Raw genomic sequence first — 10,401 nt, forward strand, 5'->3', positions numbered from 1 at the left:
CATCATTTTAGTTAAAATACTTTTTTTCAGCGTACAGCTGTAAGCCTTTGTGTTTCAATAGTTTACGTTCAGGTAAAGAAAATAAATTGAAAAAACTGTTAATTAATTGAATAGAGTAATTGATCTAAACGATTTTTTATGACGTAATGTAGGTATTATTTAGCTGGTCGGATGAGTTCAATCATGAGTTTACGTACAAAACTAAAAAAAGTATTACCAAGTATTTCTATCACAGAACAAGAAGCGCTAGACGCGGGTGATGTATGGCTTGAAGGTTCTATCTACCAAGGTAAACCTGATTTCAGTGCACTTCGCGACGTACCTGCTGCTACATTAAGCGCAGACGAGCAAGCATTCTTAGACGGTCCAGTAAAAGAACTACTGGGCATGATTGACGATTCAGTGATTCAAAACGGCATTCATTTACCAAATGACATCTTAGAATTTTTGAAAAAAGAGCGTTTTTTCTCGCTTATCATTCCTAAGTCGTTTGGTGGTTTAGAGTTTAGCCCTTATGCAAACTCTACTATTGTTGGCACAATTGCGACTAAAAGCTCAGCAGTTGCGGTAACCGTAATGGTTCCTAATTCGTTAGGCCCAGGTGAGTTATTACTTCACTTTGGTACGCAAGAACAACAAGCACATTACTTACCACGCCTAGCAAATGGTACAGACATTCCATGTTTTGCACTAACAAGCCCAGAAGCGGGTTCTGATGCAGGTGGCATTCCAGACATTGGTACAGTAACTAAAGGCATGTACAACGGTGAAGAAGTGCTTGGCCTTGAGATCACATGGGACAAACGCTACATAACGCTTGCACCTATTGCTACTGTACTTGGTTTAGCATTTAAAGTAGTTGACCCTGATGGTCTGCTAGGTGGTAAAGAAAACCTAGGTATTACCTGTGCACTTATTCCAAAAGAGCACCCAGGTGTAGAGCTTGGTAATCGCCACGACCCTATGGGTATTCGTTTTTACAACGGTACTACACGTGGTAACAAAGTATTTGTACCAATGGATTTTGTTATTGGTGGACAGAAAAACATCGGCCGTGGTTGGCAAATGCTGGTTAGCTGTTTAGGTGCTGGCCGTGGTATTTCATTACCTGCGCTAGGTGTTAGTACAGCACAAGTTGCATTTAAATCAGCATCTGAATACGCAGCAGTGCGTGAACAGTTTGGTTTAGCCATTGGCCAGTTTGAAGGTATTCAAGAAAAACTAGCCGACATTGCAGGTAAAACATACCTACAAGAAGCAATGCGCGTACTTACAACTGAAGGCTTAGGCATGGGCTTAAAACCATCAGTAGTAACCGCAATCGCTAAATACCACATGACAGAGTTTGGTCGCGACGTGCTTGATTCAGCAATGGATATTCAAGCGGGTAAAGCGATTCAAAACGGTCCACAAAATACATTAGCAAGTGGTTATGTTGCTCAGCCGATTGCCATTACGGTAGAAGGTGCGAACATTCTTACTCGTAACCTAATGATATTTGGTCAAGGTGTTATGCGTTGTCATCCATATTTACAATCTATGGTTGAGTCAATTCACAGTGAAGACAAAGGCGCAGATAAAGAATTTAACGGCATTTTACGTAAAACAATTGGCTACAGCACAGCAAACAGCTTACGTGCTTTCCGCCTAGGTGTTTTACCATTTACAGCAAGTGCTAATTCTGAATTGCCAGAAGTACGCGACTACGAAAAAGCAGTACATAAATTATCTGCAAAACTTGCAGTGTACGCAGACTTTTCGTTACTTGTACTTGGCGGTAAGTTAAAGCAAGCAGAAATGCTATCGGCACGTTTAGGCGATGTAATGAGCTTCTTATATGCAGCTATGGCATCAATTAAATACTACGAGCAAAAAGTATCAAGTAGTGACCGTGAGCAAGCAGCGCCGTATTTCCATTACGCGACTCGTTTTGCACTACAAAGTGCTGAAGAAGCATTGCATAAGTTTTTAGATAACTTCCCTGCAAGCGGTACACGTAAGTTTATTCGTTTCATTACAATGAACTACTCAACTAAAATGCCAAAAATTAGCGACGATTTAATCCGCGAACTAGCTAAGCAAGCTCAGCTAGATACCGCATTTAAAGCGCAAATCACGCATTTAGTTAAACCAGTAGTGGGCGATGGCCATCATATTAATGAGCAAGCTTACAAAGCTAAAATGGCATCACTTGGCGAGCTGGCTAAAGTTAAAAAAGCATTACGTGCTAAAGTAATTAAGCCAGGTGCACGTTTTAACATTACACTTGATAACGCATTAGCTGCAAACGTAATTACGCAAGCTGAGCACGTTCAGTTAATTGATTACAACATCAAACGTGAAAAGGCGATTCGTGTAGATGAGTTCGATTTTGATATGAACATACTAGACGATAACGCACAGCCAATTAACCCGCTTAAAAGCGTAGTTAATCAGTAAGTTAAAGTAATTAAATTCAATGATGCAAAGCGCCCGCAGTATCGGCGCTTTTATTTTTGAAAAGTATTAGTGTGGAGCCCCGCTTGTGTAAAAACAAGCGGGGCTTTTTTATGTGTTATTTAAAGTAGAAATAGATGACGGTATTGGTTTGAAAGTGAATATGTATCTGTAGAGGATTAAAAAGAGACGCTTATAATCTTGAAAAAGGGCTAACAACCCCGTTAGCACCTTGCTGTAGTACATGGGTAGGATACCCACTGAATTAAAACGTTGAACATTTTAGCGTTCTAAATAACTCATTAACTGCGTTAAAAACTTCTCATATAGATAAACTATATTACCAAGTTTTTGCCTTGTTACTGAGCTATTTATCTATCGCTAAAATTGCTCACTAATTCAATACAGCGGGTATTATTTGCGTAGTACGCACATCACTGTGACCTAGCTGTGTTTGTACTGTGCGGATGTCAGCGCCATTTTGCAGCAAGTGCGTAGCGAATGAGTGTCTTAATGTATGAGGTGTTATTATTTTTGTTAACCCTGATTTTTGGACAGCTTTTTTAATCTCTTTTCTAATACAAGAGTGATGAAAATGATGTCGCCTTATTTCACCACTTTGAGGATCTGAACTTAATATATGAGAAGGAAATAAATATTGCCACGCAAGCGATTTTGCGGCACTTGGATATTTTTTTGTTAAAGCATATGGCATCCATACGCCAGAATATTCCGTATTATTTAAATCCAGTTTTAAATAGTCATCAACGTTCAAAATTTGATTTCTCAGCATAGGAATTAGCTCTGTGGCCAGCGTAACAATGCGGTGTTTATTACCTTTTCCATTCCATACTTGAATGCATTTATAATCAAAATCAATATCTTTTACTCTTAATTGCACCGCTTCCATTACTCTTAAGCCACTTCCATACATAAGGGCTGCAATTAAATAATAGCGCTTATTTAAATGAGCCATCAACATTTTAACTTCCTCTGGGGTCATCACTACAGGGAGCTTTGCTTGTTTTTTACTACGGGCAAAATTTAAATTTAATGAGAGTTCTTTTTTTATTATGTGCTTGTATAAAAATGACAATGAATTGAGTGCGGTGGCTTGCGTACGTGGTGCAACGTTTTGCTTTAACACTAAATGTTCTAAGTAGCGTTCGACTTCATTGTCCCCCATTGAGGCGGGATGGCGTTTATTATGAAAATGGATATAAGATGCAATCCATCTTAGGTAGGTATCTACGGTGCGTAATGAATACTGACGTACCAACATATAATCGGCTATATAATTTAAAAATGGGGAACGTGTTTTCATACTATTACCAATAACGGGGCTGTTTTTATATACAGTATAGTTGTGATGCACACATATTCAAGAAAATGAGCGGCGAGCGCATTTTGTCTTTTATTGAGAGTTTGAGTGCTAATAAAAAATTATATATAGCAATGTATTAAGTTATTTGGTAAAAAAGATTTATAAAAAACATGAGCGTATCGTTGGCAGAAATATGCGCGATGAGCGCACTATTAAATTGTTAGCTGTCTATGAGGATTCGGGTGAAAGTATTACTAACACTAATCTTATTATCTTCTATTGGGGTATATGTTTATTACTCTCAATCTCAAGATGTTAATGTTGGACTTATGCCACCTGAATTTACTCTTTGTGGGAAAGTCATCACTTTCGAAGACGCTGAATACGTTGAAATTAGAAGTTGGCTAAGTGAAAATAAAAGTGGTTGGGACATTGATTGGAACACACCGATTGCTGGTTTATTATACTCATATCCTTCTTATTCAATAGTCGTTTTTCCCACAGGTGTTCATGTCGGTTATAAAACGGACAATGGATTTACAAGGCTAATAAAGTCTAAAAAGCATAACCTTAAAACGTCATGTGAAAGCGTCAGCTAACAAGCCATTAAACAGGGACAAATAACAGTTGGTTTTTGCTCCTGCGTCGCTTATTTTAACCAACTATTATTTGCCCATTAATGGGGCGTTAGGTACTTCTAGTGTTTAGGTGTAATTTTCAAGTTTTATTAATATCAATTATTGGAATGCCATTTATTGCATCAGCGCAAGATGATAAGTTGTGCGAACACTTAATTTCCTTTGCTAGCAAATCAAAAGTCGCTAAACCTTTAAAAGTTATATTAATTAATGATTGGGCTAACTTCTCAAAGAGCTGTGAGGATAATGGAACAGAGGAAGGTAAGGAGTTCTGCAATTACTTAATAAACAATACTTCAACTGAATTTATGAATATTAATTTATCAAGAATTCTGAATTGTAGTGTAAATGATTTTAATTTAGGCAGTGTTCACCTAAATAAAATCTCAGGTGAATTTTCAGTATTTGAAATACCTAGCCTAAACCAAGATATTACATTGAATATAAATTTCTCAATTGGGGACGATGTAATAAAAGACTTTATAGAAATCGAGGCTGAAAATGAGCCTGAAGAATAAGTACCTAACAAGCTAATAAACAAGGACAAAAAACAGTTTGCTGTTTTCGTTCCTCAACATTTTAGCAAACAATTTTTTGCCTGTTATTAGGGCGTTAGATAGCTTGGAAGATCGTGAGGGAATTTGAAAATGGATGCAATAAAAGACCTAGAAAACGAACATCTTATTGCCTCTCATTGGCGACCAATTATCAAGCTTGCTGTAGATGCATTTTCACAAAATGATTTTGGACTCTCGACACCGATAGAAAATATTCAACCTATACCAGTCGACATTGCACTTGCTAACAAAAGTTATGTTTCAGATTATGGAGAGGTTTTAATCAACCTGCCTGAAGAAACTTGGGAAACATCTTGTGCTCAATGGATGGGTGATTATTGGCAAATTATAGTCGACCTTTTTACCGAAGATGAAGGACGGAGTGACTTAGTATTAAACGGTCGGGTAATGGAAAAAAACGGTAATCTAAGTCTAGAGATAGGGTTAATTTATGTACCTTAACGAGGTGGCGCAATCTAACAAAACCATCAACCGGATTTGTGGAAAAGCACCACAAACCGGTTATGGTAAGTGTTATAGCAATAAGGAGAATTCATGATCTGCTTTAAGCACAATGATAACCAAAGTATTGGTTTGTGTAAGTCTTGTGGTAAGGCCGTTTGCACAGACTGCGTTATAGAAATCGATAAAGGACTAGCGTGTTCTGAGGCATGTGAAAAGGACGCGAAGGAGCTGGTCGAAATGAATGAGCGCGGAAAGAAAATCTATGGGATTGGAGATTACAAATCTAATAAATTGGCGTCTGGCGTTTGGGTATGGTTACTGCTCTCGGGGGCAATGTGGGCTGCCGCAATTGTAAGCTTTTTCATGTCGAATAAGCCCAATTATGGAAGCCTTGTAATGGCTGTGCTGTTTTCCATAATTACAATTATTGTCTATCGGGCGAGCAAACGTACTGGTTTAAATTGCTAGCTATAACAAGGCCATGCAGCATCAGCCACTTCGTGGCTTGGACAGCCTAGTCATTGCTCGTTTTGTGCATGGCTACGCCATTATTCACAAAACAACCAACAACCAGTCTGCCGCTGATGGCGACGTTGAGGCTGTAGAATTACTCTTTTTAGGAACGTATCCAACTATTCTTGGTTGGTTGCTTTTTAACCTTGAATCCATCTGTTCGCTGTGATCTAATAGATATTATTCACCCACGGTAAACTGTTATGGCTAACTACAAGCCTGACTTATCCTGTCAAAATAAATTCATTCCTATCAATTTCGCTGAGCAAATTTTGCCTGGCACATTTGAATATGCCCTTTGTTATATCGTCGAAAATAAACTCGATTTATCGGGATTTGACGCGTGGTATAACAACGACAAAACGGGCGCTGCTGCGTATCCGCCTTCGGTAATGCTAAAGATTATTTTACTGGGCTATGCACATGGTTTTATCAGTAGCCGTCGGATTGCAAAGGCTTGCGAGCATAATATTTTATTTATGAGTGTGTCGGGTGATATCCAGCCACATTACACATCTATAGCGGGTTTTGTGGCTAAAATGCATGAACAGATTGAGCCACTTTTCACGCAAGTGCTGATGATATGTGATGAGGAAGACTTGATAGGCCGCAACATGTTTGCTATTGATGGGTGTAAATTAAAGTCCAATGCGAGTAAAGAGTGGAGCGGCACATTCGATGAGTTAAGCCGCAAAAAAGCAAAACTAGAACGCGCAAGCAAACGTATTATTGAACGCCACCAATCACAAGATGGACTGGGCGAAGAGTTGATAACTCAGGACTTAAAACAAAAAGAAAAGCTGGATAGAAGTGCAGATAAAATCACCGATTTTTTAGCCACTCACGAAGAGAAAACAGGCAGTAAAGGCAAGCCTGTTAAAAGTAATATCACTGACCCAGATAGTGCGAAGATGACGACCTCAAAAGGGACAATTCAAGGCTACAACGGCATCGCGATAAACGATGATAAACATCAAATCATCCTGCAAGCACAAGCGTGGGGCTCAGTGGGCGAACAACAAACTTTACAGCCAGCCGTTGCACAATTAAAACAGCAACTCGCTAAACTCAATACAGAAAAAATGACAGATAAACACACCATCAAATTCACCGCAGACAGTGGGTTTAACAGCGAAGTAAATCTTGAGTTTATGGCGCAAAGTGGGTTCGATACCTACATTGCGGATAACCAATTTAGAAAACGAAATCCGCTGTTTAAAGCCAGCGAAACATACGAAACTGAGCAAGAAAAGCGCCGACTAAAACGCAGTAAAGGCAAGCCTCGGTTATTTACCTCAGACGATTTTCATTATGATGAAGCAACCCAAACATGCCGCTGCCCAGCAGGTAATGATATGTGGCGAAGCGGAGTTAATGTAAACAGCCATAACCAACAATACACACGATTCTGCGGTTACTTAAAAGATTGCAAAGTATGTCCACTACAACAGCAATGTATGCGAAAACCACCGATAGAAAGAGGACGACAAGTACAGTTTATAAATAATAAATCACGCAAAAAGCTGAGCTATGTAGACAAAATGAAAGTAAAAATAGACAGCCCCATAGGTCGACGACAATATAGCAAACGACTTGGTTGTATTGAGCCAGTGTTCGGGAACATTACAGTGAATAAAAGCATGAATAAATTGACCTTACGGGGTCAAGCGAAAGTAAATGCGCAATGGCAACTGTATTGCCTTGTTCATAATATAGAAAAGCTGCAATGAGAGAACAAACTAGACACCCATCCTAAATTTAGAGAACAAACTAGACACCCATCCTAAATTTTGCACTTTTCAAAATTAAAGGCTTGAGAGAACAAACTAGACACCCATCCTAAATTTAGAGAACAAACTAGACACCCATCCTAAATTTTGCACTTTTCAAAATTAAAGGCTAGCCTTTTATTAGTACAAAAAACAAGCAGGGCGTCTTATGGCAATCGCAAGAAAGCGTCAAGTAAGTTTGGTTGATACAAAATACTATCACTGTATTTCACGTTAAATAAACTAGACACCCACTCTAAATTTTGCACTTTTAGAAGTTAAAGACTAGCCTTTGTTTAGTGTAAAAAACAAGCAGGGTGTCTTATGGCTATCGCGAGAAAGCGTCAAGTAAGTTTGGCTGATACAAAATACTACCACTGTATTTCGCGTTGCGTGCGCCGTGCATTTTTATGTGGCGAAGACCACTTTACAGGTAAGTCTTACGAGCATCGACGAGGCTGGGTTGAAGACAAACTGCTTGAGTTAGCCAAGATATTTTGTATTGACGTATGTGCTTATGCCGTAATGAGTAATCATACACACTTAGTCTTGTATGTTGATGATAAAAAAGCGAATAGGTTAAATGATAAAGCGATTGTTATTCGCTGGCATAAACTGTGTAAAGGCACCGTACTTACGCAAAAATATGTACAGGGTGAAAAGCTAAGTAAAGTTGAACTTATCTTTTTTTATCAAACAGTAAAGGAATATCGAGAGCGCCTATCAAGTATTAGCTGGTTTATGCGGTTGTTAAATGAAGATATTGCTCGCAGAGCAAATAAGGAAGATAACTGTACCGGCAGGTTTTGGGAGGGGCGATTTAGATCGCAAGCACTGCTTGATGAAGCCGCACTTGCCGCCTGTATGGCGTATGTCGATTTAAACCCCATTAGAGCCAAGATGGCTAAAACGCCAGAAGAGTCAGACCATACCAGCGCTCAAGTACGCTTAATATGCGCAAAAGAAGGCAAGCAGCCAAAACAACTACTGCGCTTTGCAGGCATGCCACGTAAAATAATGCCCAAAGGGCTGCCGTTTGAGCTTAAATCGTACCTTGAACTTGTTGAATTAACAGGGCGTTGTATACGTGAAGATAAGCGAGGGTATATTGAGAGTTCACACTTACCCTTACTCGAAAGAGTGAATATATCCCCCGAAAACTGGTTAAAGCTCACCACACAATTTACGCGTGTATTTCATGGCGCAGTAGGCAGGCCAGCCTCACAAGAAGGTTATTGTGAAAACTTAAAGCGAAAGCGGCGAGCGAATATCAGTAACTGCGAAAAGCTACTAGCATAAAACTTAAACTACTCAGTACGAAATTAAAACTGCAAATATGCAGTCATTTTCATGCGTGCAATTTAGATTTAATAGGCTAATGACTTATTTAATGGATGAAATGGAAATAACCTGGTGTAGTGGCATAGTGATTTTGGCCACTATTTAAATACAAACTTGTATAAAACCAAGTGGAGCTTTTTTATGCCTTAGTTTTATTAAAAACGTCCACTAATGTTAAACTACAAAAAACTTAATTACTTAATATAGCTATGGCATTTTACATTCCTTTATTACAACCTCACTTTAAGCACATTGAAATTGGCGATACGCTTACATCACTTTGGAGTGGATGTGGCAGTATTGTGCAGTGCCAGCTTGATGATAAAGCCTGCGTTATTAAAGCGATTATAATACCCAGTTATATACACCATCCTAAAATTAAACAAAGCGAATTTGCGCTTAAAAGAAAGCAGCATTCCTATAGTGTTGAATACACTTTTTATAAGCTTTATAGCCAGTATTTACCAGTACATGCGCAAAGTATTGAATGTATAGGTGCAATTAATAAAGATGATGAATATGCGCTGGTATTTAAGGATTTCACCAAACATGGGTTTGCTCAAGCAGGGCCACAACATGTTAAAGCTATAGTAAAGTGGCTTGCACACTTTCATGCGTTTAACTTAAGTAAACCCGCTGAAGGGTTATGGCAGCAAGGCAACTACTGGCATTTAAGCACGCGCCCAGATGAGTTTAATAAACTAAAAGATAACCTTGATAAAAAGTCCGATATTAAAAATATTGCACATAAAATAGATGAGCAACTACAAAGTTGTGCGTACAAAACGCTGATTCATGGCGATGCAAAACTTGCTAATTTTGCAGCAAATGAGCACGATAAAATACTCGGTTATGATTTTCAGTATATAGGTGCAGGTTCTGGGATAATTGATGTAATGTATTTTATGACCAGTTGCTTAAGTGATGCACAATTACACGAGTGCGCTGATGAGTATCTTGCGTATTATTTTGATAATTTAAAGGCTGCTATTACTACTTATCATCCTACAGCACCAGCAGGTAAAATAGCTGACGATTGGCTCGCTTTATGGCCTGCTGCATGGGCTGACTTTTATCGATTTTTAGCTGGCTGGAGCCCCGAGCACCAAAAAATAAATAGTTATATGCAACAGCAAGTAAACAGCTGGTTAGCGAGTAACATTTAATAAACACAACGGGTTGATTGCTTGCATAAATATCAAGCAAAACAGTGCATTTTGGCACGATGTATCACGGCAAGATCATTATAAATTGAACTTATAGAGCAAGTAGTGATCAGATCAAGGCATAATAATTACTTGGTCGCATAAATATGAGCACTACTTTTCTGAAACATTTTAATTCAATTACAGATCCTC

The 10,401-nt window shown here is 38.7% G+C and carries 9 protein-coding genes; 8 read left to right on the top strand and 1 reads right to left on the bottom strand.

Annotated elements, in window-relative coordinates:
- Window positions 1-183: 183 nt before the first annotated feature.
- A complete protein-coding gene (locus QL998_RS10080) occupies window positions 184-2,439 on the top strand; it encodes an acyl-CoA dehydrogenase (protein ID WP_290192599.1) in 2,256 nt (751 codons plus the stop codon).
- A gap of 391 nt (window positions 2,440-2,830) precedes the next feature.
- Here the strand turns inward: QL998_RS10080 and QL998_RS10085 are convergent, their stop codons facing one another.
- A complete protein-coding gene (locus QL998_RS10085; protein WP_290192600.1) occupies window positions 2,831-3,760 on the bottom strand; it encodes an integron integrase in 930 nt (309 codons plus the stop codon).
- Window positions 3,761-4,002: 242 nt separating this feature from the next.
- On the opposite strand from QL998_RS10085, the gene QL998_RS10090 reads away from it, so the two are divergent.
- The 7 genes from QL998_RS10090 (at window position 4,003) to QL998_RS10120 (ending at window position 10,209) form a co-directional block, all read left to right on the top strand.
- On the top strand, window positions 4,003-4,359 hold the full coding sequence (locus tag QL998_RS10090; protein ID WP_290192601.1) for a hypothetical protein: 357 nt from the start codon (window positions 4,003-4,005) through the stop codon (window positions 4,357-4,359).
- A 101-nt stretch (window positions 4,360-4,460) separates the two neighbouring features.
- A complete protein-coding gene (locus QL998_RS10095) occupies window positions 4,461-4,916 on the top strand; it encodes a hypothetical protein (RefSeq protein WP_138627491.1) in 456 nt (151 codons plus the stop codon).
- Between the two features lie 129 nt (window positions 4,917-5,045).
- Window positions 5,046-5,417 carry a hypothetical protein gene (locus QL998_RS10100; protein WP_290192602.1) on the top strand — a complete coding sequence of 124 codons (372 nt, stop codon included), beginning with the start codon at window positions 5,046-5,048 and terminating at the stop codon, window positions 5,415-5,417.
- Between the two features lie 93 nt (window positions 5,418-5,510).
- Window positions 5,511-5,888, top strand: a complete 378-nt coding sequence (locus QL998_RS10105) for a hypothetical protein (protein WP_290192603.1) — start codon at window positions 5,511-5,513, stop codon at window positions 5,886-5,888.
- A gap of 248 nt (window positions 5,889-6,136) precedes the next feature.
- Entirely contained in the window at window positions 6,137-7,663 is a 1,527-nt protein-coding gene (locus tag QL998_RS10110; RefSeq protein WP_290192604.1) for a transposase, read from the top strand.
- A 363-nt stretch (window positions 7,664-8,026) separates the two neighbouring features.
- Window positions 8,027-9,001: a transposase gene (locus QL998_RS10115; RefSeq protein WP_169045311.1), complete on the top strand. Its 975-nt coding sequence runs from the start codon at window positions 8,027-8,029 to the stop codon at window positions 8,999-9,001.
- A gap of 251 nt (window positions 9,002-9,252) precedes the next feature.
- The gene (locus QL998_RS10120) at window positions 9,253-10,209 is read left to right on the top strand and encodes a phosphotransferase (protein WP_290192605.1); all 957 of its coding nucleotides are present in this window, start codon (window positions 9,253-9,255) and stop codon (window positions 10,207-10,209) included.
- The last annotated feature ends 192 nt before the right edge of the window (window positions 10,210-10,401 follow it).

Origin of the sequence: Pseudoalteromonas sp. APC 3691 (assembly GCF_030408135.1) — a bacterium.
GTDB lineage: Bacteria > Pseudomonadota > Gammaproteobacteria > Enterobacterales > Alteromonadaceae > Pseudoalteromonas.

Excerpts from the sequence above, each read along its gene's own strand:
- QL998_RS10115 (WP_169045311.1), top strand. The coding sequence starts at position 8,027 with ATGGCTATCGCGAGAAAGCGTCAAGTAAGTTTGGCTGATACAAAATAC.
- QL998_RS10105 (WP_290192603.1), top strand. The coding sequence starts at position 5,511 with ATGATCTGCTTTAAGCACAATGATAACCAAAGTATTGGTTTGTGTAAG.
- QL998_RS10100 (WP_290192602.1), top strand. The coding sequence starts at position 5,046 with ATGGATGCAATAAAAGACCTAGAAAACGAACATCTTATTGCCTCTCAT.
- QL998_RS10110 (WP_290192604.1), top strand. The coding sequence starts at position 6,137 with ATGGCTAACTACAAGCCTGACTTATCCTGTCAAAATAAATTCATTCCT.
- QL998_RS10085 (WP_290192600.1), bottom strand. The coding sequence starts at position 3,760 with ATGAAAACACGTTCCCCATTTTTAAATTATATAGCCGATTATATGTTG.
- QL998_RS10120 (WP_290192605.1), top strand. The coding sequence starts at position 9,253 with ATGGCATTTTACATTCCTTTATTACAACCTCACTTTAAGCACATTGAA.
- QL998_RS10080 (WP_290192599.1), top strand. The coding sequence starts at position 184 with ATGAGTTTACGTACAAAACTAAAAAAAGTATTACCAAGTATTTCTATC.